The sequence below is a fragment of the Nonomuraea rosea genome (assembly GCF_039539705.1).
GTDB classification, from domain to species: Bacteria; Actinomycetota; Actinomycetes; order Streptosporangiales; family Streptosporangiaceae; genus Nonomuraea; species Nonomuraea rosea.
Genome location: NZ_BAABDQ010000011.1, coordinates 115,116 through 136,616, shown reverse-complemented (window position 1 = coordinate 136,616; position 21,501 = coordinate 115,116). Strand labels below are relative to the sequence as shown.

Below are 21,501 nucleotides of genomic sequence, written 5' to 3'. Positions count from 1 at the left end.
AGCCAGTGTGATCGCGAAGCCTGTCGTGGTCTTCGCACCCGCCATGCCCGGCGAGCGCAGGCGCATCCTGTCGCTGGGTGAGGTGAAGTGGGGCAAGCCCATGGGCCCCGGTCACGTGGCCCGGCTCAGAAGGGCCAGGGATCTGCTCGACGCCAAGGGGTACGACGTCAGGGACACCCTGCTGGCCTGTTACAGCGGCGTGGGGTTCGACGCCGCGCTGGCCGGGGAGCGTGACGTGCGGACAGTGGGACTGCAGGAGCTCTACGGGTGACGCCCGGCCGGAACATGGCTCGAACGTCGTGGTGCGCGTGTTGCGGGCTGGTTAATCGTTCGGGCGTGCTACGTCAAGGCCCCTAGGATGGCAGTGTCCAAAGACTCCATCCACGAAACGGGTTCAACGACTCATGTCCGCCATAACCCGCGACGAGGTCGCACACCTGGCCCGATTGTCCAGGCTGGCGCTCACCGACGACGAGCTCGACCACTACGCCACCCAGCTCGATGCCATCATCGAAGCGGTCGCGAAGGTCTCCGAGGTCGCCGCCGAGGACGTGCCGCCTTCGTCGCACGCGCTTCCGCTGACCAATGTCTTCCGTGCCGACGAGGTGCGACAGTCCCTCACCCCTGAGCAGGCACTCTCCGGCGCTCCCGCCGTCGAGGACGACCGCTTCCGGGTGCCGCGCATCCTCGGGGAGGAGGCATGAGTCTGATCCGTAAGACCGCTGCCGAGCTGGGCTCGATGATCGCCGGCGGCGAGGTGTCGGCCGTCGAGGTGGCCGAGGCGCATCTCGACCGCATGGCGGAGGTGGAGCCCAAGATCAAGGCGTTCCTCCACGTCGATCGCGAGACGACGCTGGAGCAGGCGCGGGCCGTCGACGCCAGGCTCAAGGCGGGCGAGCAGCTCGGCCCGCTGGCCGGGGTGCCGATCGCGCACAAGGACATCTTCGCCACGCGCGACATGCCGACGACCGCCGCGTCCAAGATCCTCGAAGGCTGGCGGCCGCCCTACGACGCGACCGTCACCGCGCGGCTGCGCGCCGCCGGGCTGGTCATCCTCGGCAAGACGAACCTCGACGAGTTCGCCATGGGCTCCTCCACGGAAAACTCGGCCTTCCATCCGACGCACAACCCGTGGGACCTGACCCGGGTGCCCGGCGGGTCCTCGGGCGGTTCGAGTGCCGCGGTGGCCGCGTACGAGGCGCCGCTGTCCACGGGCACCGACACGGGCGGCTCGATCCGCCAGCCGGCCTCCGTGACCGGCATCGTGGGGATGAAGCCGACCTACGGTGGCTCCTCCCGTTATGGGCTGATCGCGTTCGCGAGCTCGCTCGACACGCCTGGGCCGTTCGCGCGCAACGTGCTCGACGCGGCGCTGCTGCACGAGGTGTTCTCGGGGCACGACCCGATGGACTCCACGTCGATCGACGCGCCCGTGCCCTCCGTCGTCGAGGCCGCGAAGAACGCCGACGTGGCCGGGCTGCGGATCGGCGTGGTCAAGGAGTTCGCCGGCGACGGCTACCAGCCGGGCGTGCTGGCCCGCTACCACGAGGCCGTCCAGCTCCTGGAGTCGCTCGGGGCCAAGGTCGTCGAGGTGTCCTGCCCGTCGTTCACGACCGCGCTGCCCGCCTACTACCTGATCGCGCCGTCGGAGGCCTCGTCCAACCTGGCCCGCTTCGACGCCATGCGCTACGGCCTGCGCGTCGGCGACGACGGCACCCACAGCGCCGAGGAGGTCATGGCGCTGACCCGGGCGGCCGGGTTCGGTCCCGAGGTCAAGCGGCGCATCATGCTCGGCACGTACGCGCTGTCGAGCGGCTACTACGACGCCTACTACGGCCAGGCACAAAAGGTGCGCACGGTCATCTCCCGCGAGTTCGAGGCCGCTTACCAGCAGGTCGACGTGCTGGTGTCGCCGACGACGCCCACGACGGCGTTCGCGATCGGCGAGCGGACCGACGACCCGATGGCGATGTACCTCGCGGACCTGTGCACCATCCCGTCCAACCTGGCGGGCAACGCGGCCATGTCCGTCCCCGTCGGCCTCGCCGACGAGGACGACCTGCCGGTGGGGCTGCAGATCATGGCGCCGGTCCTGGCCGACGACCGCTGCTACCGCGTCGGCGCCGCCGTCGAGAAGGCTCTGGAGAGCCGCTGGGGCGGCGGCCTGCTGACCAAGGCCCCGGCGCTCTAGTGAAGGGGGACGGCGGTATGCGCACCCCGGCCGGGATCGCCGTGCCGCCGTTCCTCGCCCTGGCCGGGCCAGGTTCGAGCAGGAAGCCTGCCTTTCCCGACGTGCTGGCGTTCGTCCGCGCGGTGAAAGCTTGAAACGCAACGATCTGAACTAAAGGACCTCACCATGACTGCCGGTACGCTCATGCCGTACGACGAAGCGCTCGACCGGTTCGAGCCGGTGCTCGGGCTAGAGACGCATGTCGAGCTGGGCACCAAGTCGAAGATGTTCTGCGGCTGCAAGACGACCTTCGGCGCTCCGCCCAACACTCAGGTCTGCCCGACCTGCCTGGCGTTCCCCGGGGCGCTGCCGGTGGCCAACGCGATGGCCATCGAGTCGACGATCCGCATCGGCCTGGCGCTCAACTGCTCGATCGCCGAGTGGTGCCGCATGGCCCGGAAAAACTACTTCTATCCGGACATGCCGAAGAACTACCAGATCTCCCAGTACGACGAGCCGCTCTGCTTCGACGGCTACCTCGACGTGGAGATCGACGGGCGGACCGTGCGGATCGAGATCGAGCGGGTGCACCTGGAGGAGGACACCGGCAAGTCCACCCACGTGGGCGGCGCGACCGGGCGCATCCAGGGGGCCGACTACTCGATCGTCGACTACAACCGCGCCGGCATCCCCCTGGTCGAGATCGTCACCAAGCCCATCCCGGGCACCGACCGGCTCGCGCCCGAGGTGGCCAAGGCGTACGTGACGGAGCTGCGCGAGATCATGCGCTCGCTGGGCGTCTCCGACGTGCGCATGGAGGAGGGCTCGCTGCGCTGCGACGTCAACGTCTCGCTCATGCCGCGCGGTGCGTCCGAGTGGGGCACCCGTACGGAGACCAAGAACGTCAACTCGCTGCGCAGCGTCGAGCGCTCCGTGCGGAGCGAGATCGAGCGGCAGGCGGCGATCCTGGCCGCCGGCGGGAAGATCTTCCAGGAGACCAGGCACTTCCACGAGGACACCGGCACCACCACGTCCGGCAGGTCCAAGGAAGAGGCGCAGGACTACCGCTACTTCCCCGAGCCCGACCTGGTGCCGATCGCGCCCGACACGGCGTGGGTGGCCGAGCTGAAGGCCGGGCTGCCCGAGCTGCCGTCGGTCAAGCGCCAGCGGCTGCAGGCCGAGTGGGGCGTGTCCGACCTCGACATGCAGGCCATGCACAACGCCGACGCGTTCGACCTGGTCGAGGCCACGGTCGCGGCGGGCGCCCCGGCGGCCGACGCGCGCAAGTGGTGGATGGGCGAGCTGGCGCGGCGCTCCAACGAGACCGGCACCCCGCTGGCCGACCTGCCCATCACGCCCGCGCAGATCGCCAGGGTGACCGAGCTGGTGGCCTCCGGCGCGCTCAACGACAAGCTGGCTCGTGAGGTGCTCGAAGGCGTCCTGGCCGGCGAGGGCACGCCCGACGAGGTGGTCGAGCGGCGCGGGCTGCAGATCGTCAACGACGAGGGCGAGCTGTCGGCGATCATCGACCAGGTGCTGGCCGACAACGCCGACGCGGCCGAGAAGGTGCGCTCCGGCAAGATCGCGGCGGCGGGCGCGCTGGTGGGCGGTGTGATGCGGGCGAGCAAGGGCAAGGCCGACGCGGGCCGTGCCCGTCAGCTCATCCTGGAGAAGCTGGGCGTCAGCGAATAGCAGAGTGGCCCCGCCGATCCGGACACATCGGCGGGGCCACCCCCAAGAACCACCCCCACGGGATTCCCCGCAAGGGCTCCGGCTAGTCGGTGCGTGACGAAGGCGTGACCCCATCGACGTTCCGCCGTGCCGAGAGCCGCCTGAACACCGGCGTGAGCAGGGCGAGGCAGGCCAGCCCGAGGAGCACCGCCGCGATCGGGCTGCGCACCAGCACGGTCACGTCGCCGGCCCCGATGGCCAGCGCCCGCCGGAGCTGGATCTCCGCCATCGGCCCCAGGATCATGCCGATCACCGCAGGGGCGACCGGCAGGCCGAAGCGGCGCATGGCGTAGCCGAGCAGGCCGAGGACGTACAGGACGAAGAGGTCCACCACGGTGCCGTTCAGCGCGTAGACGCCGAGGGCGGCGAACAGCACGATCCCGGCATAGAGGTACGGCCTCGGGATCCGCAGCACGCGGGCCCACAGGGGCGCCAGGGGCAGGTTCAGGACCAGCAGCATCGTGTTGCCGATGAACAGGGACGCGATCATGCCCCACACCAGCGCCGGGTTGTGGTCGAAGAGCTGCGGGCCGGGCTGGAGGCCGTACTGCTGGAAGGCGGCCAGCAGGATCGCGGCCGTCGCCGACGTGGGCAGGCCCAGCGTGAGCAGCGGGACCAGGGTGCCGGCCGCGGAGGCGTTGTTGGCCGCCTCGGGACCGGCGACGCCCTCGATGGCGCCCTTGCCGTACTCCTCGCGGGCCACGCCGCGGGCCAGCCGCTTCTCGGCCGCGTACGACAGGAAGGTGGGGATCTCCGCCCCGCCCCCGGGCAGCGCGCCGAACGGGAAGCCGAGCGCGGTGCCGCGCAGCCAGGGCCGCCACGAGCGCCCCCAGTCCGCGCGGCCCATCCACGCCCGCCCGACGGGCACCACCTCGGGCGGCACGTGACGCAGCCGGGAGGCCACGTACAGGGCCTCGCCGAGCGCGAAGAGGCCGACCGCGACGATCACCACGTCGATGCCGTCGAGCAACTGCGGGATGCCCAGCGTGAGCCGGGCCTGCCCGGTCTGCTGGTCGATGCCGACGAGCCCGATCACCAGGCCGAGCCCCAGGGAGGCCAGGCCGCGCACGATCGAACGGGACATGACCGAGGACACGGCCGTGAAGGCCAGGATCGCCAGCGCGAAGTAGTCCTCGGGACCGAACGCGATCGCGAAGCTCACGACGGCCGGCGCGGCCACGACCAGCAGCGCGGTGGCCAGGGTGCCCGCCACGAAGGAGCCGATGGCCGCCGTGGCCAGCGCCTGGGCGGCCCGGCCGCGCCTGGCCATCTTGTTGCCCTCCAGCGCGGTGATCATCGAGGACGACTCGCCGGGCGTGTTGAGCAGGATGGAAGTGGTGGAGCCGCCGTACATGCCGCCGTAATAGATGCCGGCGAACATGATGAACGCGCTGGCCGGCGGCACCGTGAACGTGATCGGCAGCAGCAGCGCCACGGTCATCGCGGGCCCGATGCCGGGCAGCACGCCGACGAGGGTGCCGAGCGTGACGCCGACGAGCGCGTACAGGAGGTTGACCGGGGTGAGCGCGGCGGCGAACCCGTCGAGCAGGAGCTGGAACGACTCCACCTAGATCACTCCCGCCAGCGGCCCGCCGGGCAGCGCCACGCCGAGCCCTTTGACGAACAGCAGGTACGTGGCGAGCCCGACGGCCACCGAGATCCCGGCCGCGCGCAGCTTGTGCTCGGCGCCGAGCACCACCGACAGGCCGAAGAACAGCAGGCTGGCGCCGATGATCCAGCCCAGCACGTTCAGGAGCGTGGCGAACGCCAGGAAGATCCCGCTGACCAGCCCGACGCTACGCCAGTCCGCGGGCGCGTCCACGTCCACGTCCTCGCTCTCCTCCGGGTCGCCGCGCCCGCCGCGCAGCACGTCGATCACGTAGAACAGGCCGATGAGCACCATGGCGCCGCCCACCAGCATGGGGAAGAAGCGCGGCCCGATGCCGAGCTGGGAGCCCGCCGCGGAGACGTCCAGCGTCCCGATCACGACGAACACGCCCAGCCCCAGCACCACGACCGCCAGCCCGAGCTCGGGCCGCCACCAGCGGGCCATCAGGACACGAGCCCCATCTCGGCGATGATGGCCTTGACCCGCGTCTGCTCGGCGCTCAGGAAGTCGGTGAACTGCTGACCGGTCTGGAACGAGTCGATCCAGCCGTTCTTGGCCACCGCGTCCTTCCACGGCTGCGCGTCGTGCATCTTGGTGACCAGGTCGGTGAGTGACTTCTTGTCGGCGTCGGACAGCCCGCCGGGGGCGACGAAGCCGCGCCAGTTGGCCAGCTCCACGTCCAGGCCGCCCTCCTTCAGGGTGGGCGCGTCCAGGCCGGTGATCCGCTGGCCGGACGTGACGCCCAGGGCGCGCAGCTTGCCCGACTTCACGTGCTCGGCGAACTCGGCCACGCCCGAGATGCCCGCGCTGACCTTGTTGCCGAGCAGCTCGTTCAGTGCCTCGCCGCCGCCCGAGTGGGCGATGTAGTTGACCTGCTTGGGGTCCACGCCCGCGGCCTTGGCCATCAGCCCGGCCACGATGTGGTCGGTGCCGCCCGCGGAGCCGCCGGAGATGGAGATCTTCTTCGGGTCGGCCTTCCAGGCCGTCACCAGGTCGGCCAGCGTCTTGTACGGGGACGCGGCCGGGACGACGAGAAGCTCGTACTCCTCGGTCAGCTTGGCGATGGGCGTGGTCTCGGACAGCGTGACCTTCGACTTGTTCTGCTCGATGGCGCCCACCATGACCAGGCCCATGGTCATCAGCAGGTTGCCGTTGCCCTTCTCGCCCGCGAGCTGCGCCAGGCCGATCGTGCCGCCGGCGCCCGGCACGTTGTACACCTCGACCTTGCGCTTGGGGTCGGCGGCCTTGAACGCCTGCTCCGCCGTACGCGAGGTCTGGTCCCAGCCGCCGCCGGGGGCGGCCGGAGCCATGATCCGCAGCGAGCCGGACGCGGTGGTGCCGCCGGTCTCGCCGCAGCCGGCCAGCGCGCCGAGGGAGAGTGCCGCGAGAGCGGCGAATACGCGCAAGCGCATGATCACTCCAAGGGGGGATTTCACGGTTATAAAACTGCGATGGTGAAGTACGTGCCCGCTTACGTCGAGTCTTTGCGCGCTTGCCGTCATAGTGGTCGTATTGGTCGCGACCAGGACGTGACCTGGGTTTGTTTCCATGTGAGCCGTGAGACGAGTACGTGACGCGTCACTCGGGACGCAGCTCTTCGTGCTCCAGATGGTGATCGTGCTGCTGGCCGTCGGGGGCACGGCCGGCGTGTGGGCCGAGCACACGCGTGATCAGCTCGACTCGCTGCACCAGCAGCGGGCCCTGGCGATCGCGCAGTCGGTGGCCGGGCTGCCGCAGGTGCGCGAGGCGTTCAAGCTGGAGAGACCGGAGACCGTGCTGCAGCCGCTGGCGATGAGCGTCCAGCACGAGACCGGGGCCGACTACGTCGTGATCGCCAACACCGACCAGGTGCGCTACGCCCATCCCAACACCTCGCTGATCGGCAAGCGGCTCTCCACCGACGGCACCACGGTCCTGCGTACCGGCAGGAGCTGGGTCGGCACGGAGACCGGCACGATCGGCACGACGGTCAGGGGCAAGACGCCCATCCGCGACGAATACGGCACCGTGATCGGGCTGGTCTCGGTCGGCGTGCTGGAGACCACGGTCACGGGCCAGCTCGCCGGGGCGCTTCCGCCGCTGATCTGGACCGCGCTGGCGGTGCTGCTGGCCGGGCTCGCGCTGGCCGCGCTGATCACCGCGCGGGTGCGCAGGCAGACGTTCGGCCTGGAGCCACGCGAGATCGCGGGGCTGCTGGAGCAGCGCGAGGGTGTGCTGCACGGCGTCAAGGAAGGCGTGCTCGCGCTCGACCTGGCCGGGCGCGTCACCCTGGTCAACGACGCCGCCCGCGAGCTGCTCGGCGAGGTGGGGGAGGACCTCGGCAGCATGCCGGTCTCCGACCGCATGCGCGACGTGCTCGGCGGCGCCGACCCGGGCGAGGACCGCATCGTGCTGCACGGCGAGCGGGTGCTGGTGCTCAACCGCACCCCCGTCTGGGTACGCGGCCGGCACCGCGGCTGGGTGGTCACCCTGCGCGACCGCACCGAGCTGGTACGCCTGGCCCGCGAGCTCGACGACACCAGCAGCGCGACCGAGGCGCTGCGGGCGCAGGCGCACGAGTTCGCGAACCGCATGCACACCGTCGTCGGGCTGCTGGAGCTCGGCGAGCACGACGCGGCGATCGGCTACATCACCCGGACGACGCGTACCGCCCACGCGGTCGGCCTGCGCGAACGCGTCCATGACCCCACCCTCGCCGCCCTCCTGCTCGCCAAGTCCGCCGAGGCCGCGGAGCGCGGGGCCAAGCTGGTGCTGTCGGAGGACTCCGCCGTGCCCGAGGGCCTGCTCGGCGATCCGCAGGACGCGGTCCTGGTGGTCGGCAACCTGGTCGCGAACGCCATCGACGCGCTGGACGGCGCCGAGGGCACGATCGAGGTGTCGGTCCAGGCCGACGCGGGCGGGCTGCGGGTCCGGGTCGGCGACTCGGGCCCCGGCATCGCGCCCGACCTGGTGGAGGAGGTCTTCAGGGAGGGCTTCACCACCAAGGCCGCCCACTCGGGGCCGCGCGGCCTCGGCCTCGCCCTCACCCGCCAGGCCTGCCTGCGCCGCGGCGGCTGGGTCCGCGTCGGCAACGCCGACGGCGCCGTCTTCACCGCCCTCCTCCCGTCGAAGGCCCTCCCTTGATCCGGGTGCTGGTCGTGGACGACGACTTCATGGTGGCGCGGATCCACAGCGGGTACGTGGCGCGGGTGCCCGGGTTCCGGGTGGTCTCCGTCGCGCACAACGGGGCCGACGCGCTGGCCGCCGTGGCCGAGCTGAGGCCCGAGCTCGTGCTGCTCGACATCTACTTGCCCGACATGTCGGGACTGGAGGTGCTCAAGGCGCTCAGCGACGTGGACGTCCTCATGATCAGCGCCGCCCGCGACGTGCACACCGTCAGGGAGGCGATGCGCGGCGGCGCGGTCAACTACCTGATCAAGCCGTTCACCGCCGCCGCACTCGAAGAACGGCTCAGGCAGTACGCCGACACCCGCCGCCGGCTCACCGCCATCGGCCCCGAGGCCCGTCAGGACGACGTGGACCGGCTCTTCGGCACCCCCAAGAGCGCGGCCCCCATGCCGAAGGGGCTGTCGGCGGCCACGGGCGCGCTGGTGGCGGACGCCCTGCGGGAGGCCGGCCGCGATCTGTCGGCGACCGAGGCGGCCGAGCTCACCGGCCTGTCGCGGGTGAGCGCCCGCCGCTATCTCGAACATCTGTGCGCGGCGGGGCAGGCCGAACTACGGCCGCGTTACGGCACGGCCGGCCGGCCGGAACATCGCTACCGGTGGCTAGGTTGACACACTTCCGTAGTCAGTTTCCGTGACATATGCGGATCCCCGTGCCTTACTGTTGCCTGAGACTTGGCTGCGGACCGGGAGGAGATTGAGGCGTGCGTAACGCCGGACCGATCGAATCACCGACCGACCCGTTCGCTTCGGTGCCGATGCCCACGTCGGGAGTCTCCAGGAAGCCGCGGATCGAAGGTCTCCCCCCGGGTGTCTCCCGGGACATCTTCGGCCCGCCGGACAGGCAGGACTCCCGCCCGGCTCAGGCTCCGAGCGCCACGGGCGGTCCCCCGGGCGGCGCGCTGCCCCCCGCGGCCGCGCCGGCGCAACCATGGCCGATGACGGCGAAAGAGCCGTCGTCCCCGCCGGCGCCGGTGTTCGGCGTAGCGGGAGGGGCGGAGCGCCCGCCCGCCTTCGATGCCGACCCGCCCAGGCGCCGCCGCATCGTGCCCGGCCTGATCGCGCTCGTCATCATCCTGGCCGCCCTCGCGTACGTCGTCCCCGCCGTGCTCATGTCAGGCTCGGTGTTACGCGGCACGCACGTCGCCGGCGTCGACATCGGCGGACTGACCGTGACGCAGGCGGCCGACAAGCTGCGCAACGACCTGGGCGCCCGGCTGAGCAAGCCGGTCGTGGCCGACATCGGCGGCAAGAAGGACACCATCCAGCCCGACGAGGCCGGGCTGGAGCTGGACGTGGTCGGCACGATCGGGCAGGCCCCGAGCGGGTTCCCCAGCCCGCAGGAGGTGTGGCAAGGCCTGACCGGCACCACCGAGCTGGAGCCCAAGGTCAGCATCGACTCCGCCCAGCTCACCAGGACCGTCGAGGGCCTGGCCGAGGCCGCGGACAAGCCGGCGTACGAGGGCCGGGTGACCTTCGCCGGGCTGGTGCCGAAGCCCCGCGAGCCCCAGGACGGCGTGCTGCTCGACCGGGACGACGCCGTGCAGCGGATCAGCGACGCCTTCCTCCAGGGCGGCGGCAACGTGGTGCTCACGCTCAGGCCGGCCAAGCCGGTCACCTCCAGCGAGACCGTGCAGACGGCACTGGCCAAGGCCAAGCAGGCCGTCTCCGGGCCCATCACCCTGACCATCGGCGGCAAGCAGGCGCAGGTCTCCCCGGCGCTCATCGCCGCGAACCTGACCTACAACTCCGACGGCGACGGCACCCTGGCCCCCGAGTTCAACGCCAAGGCCGTGCTCGCCGTCGTGGAGAGCAGCCTGGTCGACGCCGCACAGCAGCCGCGCGACGCCACGTACGAGATCGTGGACGGCAAGCCGGTGCTGGTGCCCGCGCGCACGGGCCGGGGCGTGAACGACAAGCTGCTGGCCAGGGACGCGGAGAAGGTGTTCGCCGACGGCGGCGCCCGCACGGTCCCGGTCCGGCTGGGCGCGGTCGCTCCCACCGTCACCACCGCGGAGGTCCGCGGGCTCGGCATCAAGGAGGTCGTGGCCACGTTCTCCACGACGTACGACTGCTGCCAGCCGCGCGTGAAGAACATCCAGCGCATGGCCCAGGAGCTCGACGGCCATCTGGTCAAGCCGGGGCAGACGTTCTCGCTCAACGAGATCGTCGGCGAGCGCACGATCGAGGACGGCTACGTCGAGGCCGGGCAGATCGTCGGCGGCCGGATGGTGAACATCGTGGGCGGCGGCACCTCCCAGTTCGCCACGACCATGTACAACGCGGCGTTCTTCGGCGGGTTCGACGACGTGGAGCACCAGCCGATGGACTACTACGCCCCGCGCTACCCGGCCGGGCGCGACGTCGCGCTGCTCTATCCGGACCTGGACCTGAAGTGGCGCAACGACGCCGAGCAGGGCGTGCTGATCAAGACCGCCTTCACCGACACCTCGGTCACGGTGACGCTGTGGAGCACCAAGCGGTACGACAAGGTCGAGGCGGTCGAGTCCGAGCGGCGCAGCTTCACCCCGTTCCGGCGTGAGACCAGCTCCGCGCCCGGCTGCCTGCCGACGACCGGCGAGCAGGGCTTCACCATCGACGTCACCCGGGTGTTCCACCAGGGCGGCAAGGTGGTCAAGAAGGACAAGAAGCTGACCACCAAGTACCGGCCGCAGACCCAGACGACCTGCACGGCGACCCGCTGAACGCGGGCGCCGCGCCGGTCGCGGGCTGAGGGGCTGCGCTGAGCGTCACTTCGCGGTCACGGACATGATGCGGTCGTCGCCGTCGCGCGGCGACCCCCTGCCGTCCTTGTTGCTGGTGCCCACCCACAGCCCGCCGTCAGGCGTCGCGGTGACCGCCCGCAGGCGGCCGTACCGGTCGGCGAAGTGCGCGACCGGCTTGCCCGCCGAGCCGTCCGCGCCGAGCGGGATCTGCCACAGCCGGGCCCCGCGCAGCGCGCCCATCCACAGCGAGCCGTTCGCGAACGCCAGGCCGGACGGCGAGGCCTCGTCGGTGGACCACGTCGCGATCGGGTTGACGAACCGCGAGTCGTCCCCCCGCCCCTCGACCTCCGGCCAGCCGTAGTTGGCGCCCGCCTTGACGAGGTTGAGCTCGTCGTAGGTGTTCGCGCCGAACTCGGAGGCGTACAGGCGGCCCGAGCCGTCCCAGGCCAGGCCCTGGACGTTGCGATGGCCGTAGCTGTAGACGAGCGTGCCGAACGGGTTGCCGGGTGCGGGCGCGCCGTCCACGGTCATGCGCAGGATCTTGCCGCCGAGCGAGTCGCGCTGCTGGGCGAGCTCGCGGTCGCCGGTCTCGCCGGTGGAGGCGTACAGGTAGCCGTCGGGGCCGAACGCGAGCCTGCCGCCGTTGTGGATGCCGCCCTTGGGGATGCCCTGGACGAGCAGCCGTTCGTCGGAGAGGGTGTCGCCGGAGAGCCGATAGCGGACGATCCGGTTGTCCTGTTCCGCGGTGTAGTAAAGGAATATTTGCTCGCCCTTGACCGCCACCCCCATCAGGCCGCCCTCCCCGTCCGGGCGTACGCCGTCGATCGTGCTGAGCTCCGTCACCTTGCCCGCCCGGGTCACCCGCAGCAGCCTGGCCGAGTCCCGCTCGGTGACGAGGGCGTCGGAGTCCGTGCCGCCGGGCAGGAAGGCGATCGCCCAGGGCACGGCCAGTCCGGTCGCCACGTCCCGCGGGTCGCCCGGCGCCGCGCCGGCCGTCACGGCGGCCGACGGCAGCACCTGTCCCGCGCTGGAGCAGGCGGTGACGGCGGCCAGCAGCATGATCGTGCAAAGCTTCCTCATGTGTTCCATACTTCCCCCGCAGTCGTAGGGTTCTCGGCATGAAGACCTGGGTTCCGTCCGATTCGGTGGCTGATGTTCTGTCCGACCTTCCTGGGGTTGAATGCGCTGTCTATGACGGCACGTCCCCGATGCCGGAAGGCGTGGGTGAGGTGGAGGTGTGGATGCCGCCGCTGGTCACCGTGCCCGACGTGCCGGGGACGCTGGCCAAGATGAGCTCGTTGCGGCTGGTGCAGACGGTCACCGCCGGGGTGGAGGCGTACCGGCCGCACATGCCCGAGGGCGCCCTGTTGTGCAACGCGCGCGGGGTGCACGACGCGGGGACCGCCGAGTGGGCGGTCGGCGCGATGGTGGCGGTGCTGAGGGAGTTCCCCGGGTTCGTGGACGCGCAGCGCAGGGGCGAGTGGACCTACCACCACACCGGTGTGCTGGCCGACTCGACCGTGCTGATCGTCGGCTACGGCTCGATCGGGGCCGCGCTCGAAAGGCGGCTCGACGGCTTCGAGGTGGAGGTCGTCCGCGTGGCCAGGAGTGCCCGTGAGGGCGTGCACGGCATGGACGAGCTGCCCGTGCTGCTGGCCGAGGCGGACGTCGTGGTGCTGCTCGTGCCCTCGACACCCGACACCGCCGAGATGGTCGACGCGGAGTTCCTGGCGCGGATGAAGGACGGCGCCGTGCTCGTCAACGCCGCCAGGGGCGGGGTCGTCGACACCGGCGCACTGCTCGCGGAGCTGGAAACCGGTAGGCTACGCGCCGCGCTGGATGTGACCGCGCCCGAGCCGCTGCCCGAGGGCCACCCCCTCTGGAGCGCGCCGGGCGTACTGATCACCCCGCACGTCGCGGGCAGCACCCCCGCCTCAGGGCGGCGCATGCTGCGCCTGCTGCGCGCCCAGCTTGAGCGTTACCTCGCCGGCGAGCCCCTGATCAACGTCATAACCGAGTCATATTGAGAGGATCCCGAAGCGTGGCTGGTCCGTGACCTTCGGTGCGTACGGTTACGTTTGCAGGGAGTTCCTGACTCACTGTCAAGGAACTCTTGGCGGCAATTGGTCTGTGTGGTTATCAGATCGGTGACGACATCGGCGTTGTCACCACCCGCGCGCCCACGACCGCACACACTGGCGAAGTGCTCCGCTGGGCTTCGGCGGTCATGGGTGCAGAGTTCGAGACGGGATGGGCAACGACTGTGATCCGCTGGGGTGATCCACGGGTGCCGCTGACCGCCGCCGCGGCGGCAGGTGTGGTGGCGTTCGCCGCCGCACTCCTGGTGGGCGGCGACGCCTTGCTCACCGGTGCGATCGCCGGCGGGCTCGCGGCGCTGATCGCCGCCGCCTCACTGCTGTTCGCCTCTGTACGCCCGGCCGCGCAGCGGCCGATGGCGCTCGGCGCGCGCTGGATGGGCGGCGGAGCCGTCATCTGGGCCGCGGGAGTGTCGCTGCACCCGTTCGCCGAGAGCTTCGTGGTCAGCTTCGCCGACCTGTTCGTGCTGCTCGGCACCGTGGTCACGGCGGGCGGCGCGCTGATCGCCGCCGACCGCAAGTTCCCGGCCAGGGTCACGTTACGGCACATCACCGACGCCTACCTGTGCGCCGCCTCGCTCTTCCTGATCGGCTGGGTCGTGGCGCTGCGTGACGTCTACGCCGACACCGACCCCGCCGCGTTCTCGCTCGTCATGCTGCCGCCGATGATCGGGCTGCTGGTGGCCTGCGCGGTGATCCCGTCCGTGCTGGCCAGCCGGTCGTCCGCGCGGGTGCTGGCGCTGGCCGGTCTCGGCGTGCTCGTCACCATGACCGTGGCGGGCCTGGCGGCCGGCGTGGCCAGGCTCGGCGGCGGCGACCCGCACCTCTGGACGGTGCTGCTCGCGCCCGTGGCGTTCCTGGTGCTCGCGGCCATCCCGTGGGGCCCGCGCGTAGCCGAGGCGGACAGGTCCGCCCTCGGCAACGTGGTCGCCCTGGCGCCGATGGCGCTGGTCGCCGTGGCGGCCTGCACGCTGCTCGCCCACCTGGCGGGCGCGGGGCCCGAGCAGCCGGTGACCGGCGTCGTGGTGGTCGCGGTCTCCGTGGTGCTGCTCCTGCTGGTGCGCCTGTTCGTGGTGTCGGCGACCAACATGCGCCTGCGCGGCCTGGTCAAGTCGGGCGAGCGGCAGGTCAGGGAGCTGGCCGAGAGCACGGGCGACGTGGTGTTCCTGTGCGACTACGAAGGCGTCGTACGCGAGATCGGCCCCGGCGTCGAGGTCACCTACGGCTACCGTCCCGACGAGCTGGTCGGCGGGTCGATCTTCGACTACATCCACCCGGAGGACGTGCCCGGCATCCAGGTCGCGCTGCGCGCCATGGGCCTGGACGAGGAGAGCGCCTCGCCCGGCGCCTGCCTGATCGCCTGCCGGGTGCGCGCGGCCGACGGCACCTGGCGGCCCACCGAGTCCGTCGCGACCCGCCACGTCGGCGGCGACGAGCTGATGCTGGTGACGACGAGAGACATCAGCGACGAAGAGGCGCTGCGCAACCAGGTGGCCCACCTGACCTTCCACGACGGCGTCACCGGCCTGCCCAACCGCGCCTACTTCGAGGAGCGCACCCGCGAGGTCCTCTCCGGCCGCACCTCGGGCAACGTCGCGGCCATCTTCCTCGACCTCGACGGGTTCACCTCGGTCAACGACTCTGTCGGGCACGCCAGCGGCGACTACCTCCTCGGCCAGGCGGCCAGGCGGCTGCGGAGCGCCGTGCGCGCCGACGACACGCTGGCCCGGTGGGGCGGCGACGAGTTCGCGGTCCTGGTGGAGACGGGCGGTGACGCTCAGGTCGCGGTGGATCTGGCCGAACGCCTGGTCCGCGCGGTCTCGCAGGAGCCGTTCCGCGTCGCCGACCGCGACGTGGCGCTGACCGCGAGCGTGGGCGTGGCCTTCACCGAGGACGATCTGCCCGCCGGCGACCTCATGCGCAACGCGGATGTCGCCATGGCGCGCTCCAAAGAGCTGGGCGGGCGGCGGGTGGAGGTGTTCGCCGCGCAGATGCACGCCGACGTCGTACGCAGGCTGGAGCTGGCCGCAGACCTGCAGCGCGCGCTCATCGAGCAGCAGTTCGCGATCGAATACCAGCCGGTCGTCGACCTCGCCACGTCCCGCGTGACGGCCGTCGAGGCGCTGGTGCGGTGGTGGCGCGGGTCGGTCTTCGTGCCGCCGGAGCAGTTCCTCGGCCCGGCCGAGGACACCGGGCTGATCGTGCCGCTGAGCGAGTGGATCTTGCGCGAGTCGTGCCGCGAGGTGGCCGCCTGGCGGGCCTCGTCCTGGGACATCGGCCTGTCACTGAACCTGTCGGCGCGCCAGATCACCGCGCCCAGGTTCGTCGAGACCGTGGAGGAGGCGCTGGCCGAGAGCGGGCTGCCCGCCTCCGCGCTCACCCTCGAAGTGATCGAGGAGATGCTGGTCGAGGACGCCGAGGAGACGATCAAGCGGCTGTCCGAGCTGCGGGCCCTCGGCGTACGCCTGGCGATCGACGACTTCGGCACCGGCTACGCGTCGCTGGCGTTCCTCAGGCAGCTCCCCGTCGACATGATCAAGATCGATCCCTCGTTCGTGTCGGGGCTCGGCAAGGACGACACGCTCACGCTGCTCACCCGGACGATCGTGCGGCTCGGCCACGACCTCGGGCTCATCGTGGTGGCCGAGGGGATCGAGCGGCCGGAGCAACTGGAGCTGCTCAAGCAAATGGGGTGCACGAAGGGGCAGGGCTTCCTGGTGGCACGCCCGATGGCGGCGCGCGGCGTGGACTCCCTGATGCGGACGAGTCTCACTGTTTGAGACTTGTGTCCACCAAGTTGACACTAGGGCGTTCGGAGCGGCTATGGTGTAAGCCATGCTTCGCAGTGAGATTCTCGTAGTACTTCGCCGGCGCGCAGGCCGATAGCGAAGCACGACGACCTGCGCGCCGCCCCAGCCCCGCCACCTGGTGGGACGGGGCATTTTTTATGTCCTTAAGCGAGTAGTCACGCAAGGAACGAGCCGATGACCGAACGGATGACAGGTGCACAGGCCCTGGTGAGGGCGCTGGAGCACGTGGGAGTCGACACCGTGTTCGGGATCCCCGGCGGTGCCATTCTGCCCGCCTACGATCCTCTCTACGATTCGACCAAGGTCCGGCACGTGCTCGTACGTCACGAGCAGGGTGCGGGGCACGCGGCCGAAGGTTATGCGCAGGCGACCGGCCGGGTCGGGGTGTGCATGGCGACCAGCGGTCCCGGCGCCACGAACCTGGTGACGCCGATTGCGGACGCTTACATGGACTCCGTGCCGATCGTGGCGATCACGGGGCAGGTGGCGAGCAAGGCGATCGGCACCGACGCCTTCCAGGAAGCTGACATTTCCGGCATCACCATGCCGATCACGAAGCACAACTTCCTGATCACCGATCCGCTGGACATCCCGCGCACGATCATGGAGGCGTTCCACATCGCCTCGACGGGCCGGCCCGGCCCGGTGCTCGTGGACATCTCCAAGGACGCGTTGCAGGCCGACACCACGTTCAGCTGGCCGCCGATCATGCAGCTCCCGGGCTACCGCCCGGTCACCAGGCCGCACTCCAAGCAGATCCGTGAGGCCGCCAAGCTGATCGCCGAGGCCCGGCGCCCGATCCTGTACGTCGGCGGCGGCGTCCACAAGGCGGGCGCGTCGGCCGAGCTGCTGCAGCTCGCCGAGCTGACCCACATCCCGGTCGTCACCACCCTGATGGCCAGGGGCACGTTCCCCGACAGTCACCCCCAGCACATGGGCATGCCGGGAATGCACGGCAGCGTGTCGGCCGTGGGCGCGCTGCAGAAGTCCGATCTGATCATCGGCCTCGGCGTCCGCTTCGACGACCGCGTCACGGGCGACCTGTCGTCCTTCGCGCCGTACGCGAAGATCGTGCACGCCGACATCGACCCGGCGGAGATCTCCAAGAACCGGCACGCCGACGTGCCGATCGTCGGCGACTGCAAGGAGGTCATCACCGACCTCCTCAACGTGATCCAGACCTCCGGGCAGCAGGGCGACTACGCCGACTGGTGGACCGCCCTCAACAGTTACAAGCAGACGTACCCGCTGGGTTACGAGACGTTCGAGGACGGCACGCTGGCCCCCCAGTACGTCATGGAGCGGCTGAGCGCGATCGCCGGGCCCGACACGTACTACGTGGCCGGGGTCGGGCAGCACCAGATGTGGGCCTCGCAGTTCATCGGCTACGAGAACCCCGGGACGTTCATCAACTCCGGCGGCCTCGGCACGATGGGCTTCGCCGTCCCGGCCGCGATGGGCGCGAAGATGGGCCGGCCCGACTCCACCGTGTGGGCCATCGACGGCGACGGCTGCTTCCAGATGACCAACCAGGAGCTCGCCACCTGTGCGCTGGAAGGCGTGCCGGTCAAGATCGCCATCATCAACAACGGTAATCTCGGCATGGTCCGCCAGTGGCAGACGCTCTTCTACGACCAGCGCTACTCCAACACCGACCTGCAGACGACGCGCCGCATCCCGGACTTCGTCAAGCTGGCCGAGGCCTATGGTTGCGTGGGTCTGCGGTGCGAGCGTCCGGAGGACGTGGACGCCGTGATCAAGAAGGCCATGGAGATCAACGACGTGCCTGTGGTGGTCGACTTCGTCGTCCACCAGGACGCCATGGTCTGGCCCATGGTCGCGGCCGGCACGAGCAACGACGACATCAAGATCGCCCGAGACATGGCGCCTAAGTGGGAGAACGAGGATGAGTAGGCATACTCTTTCCGTGCTTGTGGAGAACAAGCCGGGCGTGCTGGCGCGCGTCTCCGCGTTGTTCAGCCGGCGGGGCTTCAACATCGACTCGCTGGCCGTCGGGCCCACCGAGCACGACGACATCTCCCGGATGACCATCGTGGTCAGCGTCGAGGAGCTGCCTCTTGAGCAGGTCACGAAGCAGCTCAACAAGCTGGTGAACGTGCTCAAGATCGTCGAGCTCGACCCGACGCAGTCCGTCCAGCGCGAGCTGATGCTGATCAAGGTCAAGGCCGACTCCGACAGCCGTTCCCACGTGCTGGAGCTGGTCAACCTCTTCCGGGCCCGCTGCGTCGACGTGGCGTCCGACGCCGTGACCATCGAGGTCACCGGCACTCCCGACAAGCTCGAAGCCTTCGTCAAGGTCCTTGAGCCGTTCGGGATCAAAGAACTCGTCCAATCGGGCATGGTGGCCATCGGCCGCGGCGCCCGCTCCATCACCGACCGGTCCCTCAGGGCACTGGACCGTACCGCCTGAAAGGTTTTGAGCAAGTGACCGAGATTTACTACGACGACCAGGCCGACCTGTCGATCATCCAGGGACGCCACGTGGCCGTGCTGGGGTACGGCAGCCAGGGCCACGCCCACGCGCTCTCTCTGCGTGACTCCGGCGTGGACGTGCGCGTCGGCCTGCCCGAGGGCTCCAAGAGCCGCGAGAAGGCCGAGAACGACGGCCTGCGCGTGCTCTCCCCATCGGAGGCGGTCGAGGAGGCCAACCTCACGATGATCCTGGCGCCGGACCACATCCAGCGCCACCTGTACGCCGACCACGTCGCCCCCAACCTGGTCGAGGGCGACGCGCTGTTCTTCGGTCACGGTCTGAACATCCGCTACGGCCTCATCGAGGCGCCCGAGGGCGTCGACGTGTGCATGGTCGCCCCGAAGGGCCCCGGCCACCTCGTGCGCCGGCAGTTCGAGGCCGGGCGCGGCGTGCCGGTCCTCGTGGCGGTGGAGAAGGACGCCTCCGGCAAGGCGCTGGACCTGGCGCTGTCGTACGCGAAGGGCATCGGCGGCACCCGCGCCGGCGCGCTGCGCACGACGTTCAAGGAGGAGACGGAGACCGACCTGTTCGGCGAGCAGGCCGTGCTGTGCGGCGGCGTCTCCGAGCTCATCAAGGCGGGCTTCGACACCCTCATCGAGGCCGGTTACCAGCCCGAGGTCGCGTACTTCGAGTGCCTGCACGAGATGAAGCTGATCGTCGACCTGATGTACGAGGGCGGCATCTCGAAGATGTACTGGTCGGTCTCCGACACGGCCGAGTACGGCGGCTACACCCGCGGCCCGCGCGTCGTGAACGACGAGACGCGCGCCGAGATGCGCCGCATCCTGGGCGAGATCCAGGACGGCACCTTCGCGCGCCAGCTCGTCGACGAGTTCGACGGCGGCCAGAAGGAGTTCACGCGGCACCGCGAGGAGCTGGCCGAGGACGCGATCGAGAAGACCGGCGCCAAGCTCCGCCCGATGATGAGCTGGCTCAAGGCGTAACACGAGTCCGGGGTGGCGGGCGGTCACTCGCCCGCCACTCCGGATAAGCAACCTTGGTTGACTAATCGGAGCGGGTCAACTAGATTGCCCGCATGGCCGCAGAAGAGATCCCTGAGTCCGCAGACCGGCTCGCGGCCGTGGTGGCGTTGCGCCGCCTGGCCGATCAGCTGGAGGACGCCGCCGTCGAGCAGGCGATGCGTGACGGCTGGACGTGGCCGCAGGTGGCCGAGGCGCTCGGGATCACCCGTCAGGCGGTCCACAAGAAGCACGCCAAGCGGCTGATCGACGCAGGGGTCACGCTGCGGCGCCGTAACTGAGCAGCCCGCCCACGGGCTTTTGTTTACTTCGCTATATCGTTCGATATAGCATCCGACACATGATGAACGCGCGTCGCTCTTCAGGCGCGGGCGGGCGTGGCCCCACGGGCCGCTTCTTCGGGCCGGGCGAGCTCCGCCTGGCCATCCTCGCCCTGATCGCCGAGCAGCCCGGCCATGGCTACCAGGTCATGAGCCGCCTCGCCGACCGCTTCAACGGCACCTACGAGCCGAGCGCCGGCTCCATCTACCCGACCCTGCAACTGCTCGAAGACGAAGGTCTCGTACGCGTCGAGCCCGCGGACGGCCGCAAGGTCTACCACGCGACCGAGGACGGCCGCCGGGCCGTCGAGGAGCAGGCCGACGACATCGAGCGCCTGTGGGGCCGGGCGGCCAGCAGGAGCGAGTGGGGGATGTTCCGCGAGCCCGAGGCGGCGGAGATCGTCGGCCCGGCGCTGCGCCTGGTCAAGGCCGCGGTGAAGACGCTCGCGCACGCGCACGGCGACCCCAGGGTGGTCGAGCGGATCCAGGAGGTCTTCGTGGACGCCCGTCACCGGATCGAGCAGCTCGATCCGCGGAGACGGGGATGAGCGCGCAAGGAGGCAACGTGCGGATGGGCGCACAAGGAGGCACGGTGCGGATGGGCGCACAAGGAGGCACGGTGCGGATGGGCGCACAAGGAGGCAAGGTGCGTAAGGGTGTGGCCCGCAGGCTGCTCGACCGGATGTTCGTCGGCGGCGAGGTGCTCGAAGTGGAGCGGCTGACCGAGCGCATGCGCCGGGTCAGGATCGGCGGGCCGGCGCTCGCGGGGCTGGCCTGGACGCCCGGCCAGCACGTGCGCCTGCTGATCGAGGGTGGCGGGCTGCTGGGCGGGGTGCTGCGCACGTACTCGATCTGGGCGTACGACCCGTCCTGGGAGGCCATGGACCTGATCGGTTACGACCACGGCGGCGACTCGCCCGGCGCGTCCTGGGTCAGGAACGCCGAGCCCGGTCAGGAGGTCGCCTTCACCCGGCCGGACGGCGGGTTCGTGCTGCGGGAGCAGGCGCCGTACCACCTGTTCGCGGGGGAGGAGACGGCCTCGGTGGCGTTCGGGGCGATGCTGCGCGCGCTCCCGCCGGGCGGAGTCGCGTACGGCGCGGTGGAGGCCGAGGGGCCCGGCGGGCATCTGGACCTGCCCAGGGAGCTGGTCAGGGTGTGCCGGGACGGCGCGTCGGCGGCCAGGTCCGAGGTCCTGGTGAACGCGGTCAGGGAGCTGGACCTGCCAGCCGAGCCCGGGGTGGCCTACCTGGCGGGGGAGGCGCGCACGATCCAGGCCGTCCGCGCGCACCTGGTCGGCGAGCGCGGATGGTCGCGCAAGGACGTGCGGACGAAGCCCTTCTGGACCCCGGGAAGGAAGGGGATGGACTGACCTCCGAGCGCTCCTCCGCCGGTCGGCACGGC

19 protein-coding genes are annotated in these 21,501 nt (G+C 70.6%); 15 read left to right on the top strand and 4 right to left on the bottom strand.

Annotation, left to right across the window (positions count from 1 at the left end; genetic code table 11):
• The first annotated feature begins 7 nt into the window (after positions 1–7).
• From ABEA43_RS25735 to gatB, 4 genes are all read left to right on the top strand, one after another.
• The gene (locus ABEA43_RS25735; RefSeq protein WP_345565595.1) at positions 8–271 is read left to right on the top strand and encodes a hypothetical protein; all 264 of its coding nucleotides are present in this window, start codon (positions 8–10) and stop codon (positions 269–271) included.
• Between the two features lie 133 nt (positions 272–404).
• Positions 405–704 carry an Asp-tRNA(Asn)/Glu-tRNA(Gln) amidotransferase subunit GatC gene (gene gatC, locus ABEA43_RS25730; RefSeq protein WP_138691634.1) on the top strand — a complete coding sequence of 100 codons (300 nt, stop codon included), beginning with the start codon at positions 405–407 and terminating at the stop codon, positions 702–704.
• Positions 701–2,191: an Asp-tRNA(Asn)/Glu-tRNA(Gln) amidotransferase subunit GatA gene (gene gatA, locus ABEA43_RS25725; protein ID WP_345565593.1), complete on the top strand. Its 1,491-nt coding sequence runs from the start codon at positions 701–703 to the stop codon at positions 2,189–2,191. Before gatC ends, gatA begins: the two co-directional genes overlap by 4 nt.
• Before the next feature lie 165 nt (positions 2,192–2,356).
• A complete protein-coding gene (gatB, locus tag ABEA43_RS25720) occupies positions 2,357–3,862 on the top strand; it encodes an Asp-tRNA(Asn)/Glu-tRNA(Gln) amidotransferase subunit GatB (protein WP_345565591.1) in 1,506 nt (501 codons plus the stop codon).
• A gap of 82 nt (positions 3,863–3,944) precedes the next feature.
• Here the strand turns inward: gatB and ABEA43_RS25715 are convergent, their stop codons facing one another.
• The 3 genes from ABEA43_RS25715 to ABEA43_RS25705 are packed head-to-tail and all read right to left on the bottom strand — an operon-like array spanning position 3,945 to position 6,922.
• Positions 3,945–5,468, bottom strand: a complete 1,524-nt coding sequence (locus ABEA43_RS25715; RefSeq protein WP_345565589.1) for a tripartite tricarboxylate transporter permease — start codon at positions 5,466–5,468, stop codon at positions 3,945–3,947.
• Entirely contained in the window at positions 5,469–5,954 is a 486-nt protein-coding gene (locus ABEA43_RS25710) for a tripartite tricarboxylate transporter TctB family protein (protein WP_345565587.1), read from the bottom strand.
• The gene (locus tag ABEA43_RS25705) at positions 5,954–6,922 is read right to left on the bottom strand and encodes a tripartite tricarboxylate transporter substrate binding protein (RefSeq protein ID WP_345565585.1); all 969 of its coding nucleotides are present in this window, start codon (positions 6,920–6,922) and stop codon (positions 5,954–5,956) included. Before ABEA43_RS25705 ends, ABEA43_RS25710 begins: the two co-directional genes overlap by 1 nt.
• A 145-nt stretch (positions 6,923–7,067) precedes the next feature.
• Between ABEA43_RS25705 and ABEA43_RS25700 the strand changes: the two genes are divergently transcribed.
• The 3 genes from ABEA43_RS25700 to ABEA43_RS25690 all read left to right on the top strand — a co-directional run bounded on the left by ABEA43_RS25700 (position 7,068) and on the right by ABEA43_RS25690 (position 11,379).
• On the top strand, positions 7,068–8,633 hold the full coding sequence (locus tag ABEA43_RS25700; protein ID WP_345565583.1) for an ATP-binding protein: 1,566 nt from the start codon (positions 7,068–7,070) through the stop codon (positions 8,631–8,633).
• Positions 8,630–9,286 (top strand): response regulator, encoded by a 657-nt coding sequence (locus tag ABEA43_RS25695; RefSeq protein WP_345565581.1) that lies wholly within the window; start codon positions 8,630–8,632, stop codon positions 9,284–9,286. Before ABEA43_RS25700 ends, ABEA43_RS25695 begins: the two co-directional genes overlap by 4 nt.
• A gap of 326 nt (positions 9,287–9,612) precedes the next feature.
• Positions 9,613–11,379 (top strand): VanW family protein, encoded by a 1,767-nt coding sequence (locus ABEA43_RS25690; protein ID WP_345565579.1) that lies wholly within the window; start codon positions 9,613–9,615, stop codon positions 11,377–11,379.
• A 45-nt stretch (positions 11,380–11,424) separates the two neighbouring features.
• Here ABEA43_RS25690 and ABEA43_RS25685 read toward each other — a convergent pair whose 3' ends face one another.
• Entirely contained in the window at positions 11,425–12,480 is a 1,056-nt protein-coding gene (locus tag ABEA43_RS25685; RefSeq protein ID WP_345565578.1) for a PQQ-dependent sugar dehydrogenase, read from the bottom strand.
• Between the two features lie 38 nt (positions 12,481–12,518).
• Here ABEA43_RS25685 and ABEA43_RS25680 point away from each other — a divergent pair, with 38 nt between their 5' ends.
• The 8 genes from ABEA43_RS25680 to ABEA43_RS25645 all read left to right on the top strand — a co-directional run bounded on the left by ABEA43_RS25680 (position 12,519) and on the right by ABEA43_RS25645 (position 21,469).
• A complete protein-coding gene (locus tag ABEA43_RS25680) occupies positions 12,519–13,427 on the top strand; it encodes a 2-hydroxyacid dehydrogenase (RefSeq protein ID WP_345565577.1) in 909 nt (302 codons plus the stop codon).
• Between the two features lie 260 nt (positions 13,428–13,687).
• A complete protein-coding gene (locus ABEA43_RS25675; RefSeq protein ID WP_345565575.1) occupies positions 13,688–16,276 on the top strand; it encodes a putative bifunctional diguanylate cyclase/phosphodiesterase in 2,589 nt (862 codons plus the stop codon).
• Between the two features lie 204 nt (positions 16,277–16,480).
• A complete protein-coding gene (locus ABEA43_RS25670; RefSeq protein WP_345565573.1) occupies positions 16,481–18,220 on the top strand; it encodes an acetolactate synthase large subunit in 1,740 nt (579 codons plus the stop codon).
• A complete protein-coding gene (ilvN, locus tag ABEA43_RS25665; RefSeq protein WP_345565571.1) occupies positions 18,213–18,737 on the top strand; it encodes an acetolactate synthase small subunit in 525 nt (174 codons plus the stop codon). Before ABEA43_RS25670 ends, ilvN begins: the two co-directional genes overlap by 8 nt.
• Before the next feature lie 23 nt (positions 18,738–18,760).
• On the top strand, positions 18,761–19,744 hold the full coding sequence (gene ilvC, locus ABEA43_RS25660; RefSeq protein WP_345565910.1) for a ketol-acid reductoisomerase: 984 nt from the start codon (positions 18,761–18,763) through the stop codon (positions 19,742–19,744).
• A 92-nt stretch (positions 19,745–19,836) separates the two neighbouring features.
• Entirely contained in the window at positions 19,837–20,061 is a 225-nt protein-coding gene (locus ABEA43_RS25655; protein ID WP_345565569.1) for a hypothetical protein, read from the top strand.
• A 59-nt stretch (positions 20,062–20,120) separates the two neighbouring features.
• Positions 20,121–20,648 carry a PadR family transcriptional regulator gene (locus ABEA43_RS25650; protein ID WP_345565568.1) on the top strand — a complete coding sequence of 176 codons (528 nt, stop codon included), beginning with the start codon at positions 20,121–20,123 and terminating at the stop codon, positions 20,646–20,648.
• Positions 20,645–21,469, top strand: coding sequence for a siderophore-interacting protein (locus ABEA43_RS25645; protein WP_345565566.1), 825 nt, complete (start codon positions 20,645–20,647; stop codon positions 21,467–21,469). The genes ABEA43_RS25650 and ABEA43_RS25645 overlap by 4 nt, the downstream gene beginning before the upstream one ends.
• Positions 21,470–21,501: the final 32 nt, after the last annotated feature.